The 475-nt window shown below is 59.2% G+C and carries 1 protein-coding gene; it reads left to right on the top strand.

Features of this window, described 5'->3' with window-relative positions:
• The coding region (locus tag AC1D0P_RS29000; RefSeq protein ID WP_477679895.1) for a M10 family metallopeptidase C-terminal domain-containing protein at positions 1-475 on the top strand (475 nt) is incomplete at both ends.

Here is a 475-nt window from a genome sequence, read left to right as displayed (position 1 = left end):
AGCGCCAATACCTGGGTCAACGGCCACCTGGCGATCGACGGCACCGGCGACAATATTTTCGCCACGATCTGGGACGGCGGCGGTCACGACACCTATGACCTGCACGCCTATCGCAGCAATCTGGCAATCGATCTGCAGCCCGGCGCCTATTCGACCTTCGCCCACAGCCAGCTCGCCAATCTCGGCAAATATGACCATAACGGCCTGCATCTGGCGGCCGGCAATATCTATAATGCGCTGCAGTATAACGGCGACTTGCGCTCGCTGATCGAAGATGCGATCGGCGGATCGGGCAGTGACGTTATCTGGGGGAATACCGCACGCAACCGGCTGGTCGGCGGCGCAGGCAAGGACGATTTCGTCTTCAAGTCAGGCTGGGGCCATGACGAGGTCAAGGATTTCGGCAGCCAGGACAAGATCGATGTCAGCAGCTATAGCGGCTTGGTGTTCTTCGACAGTGCAGTCTACCCCGATT

The organism is Polaromonas sp. P1_G2 (assembly GCF_056405515.1).
This window is presented reverse-complemented; position numbering and strand designations above follow the sequence as displayed.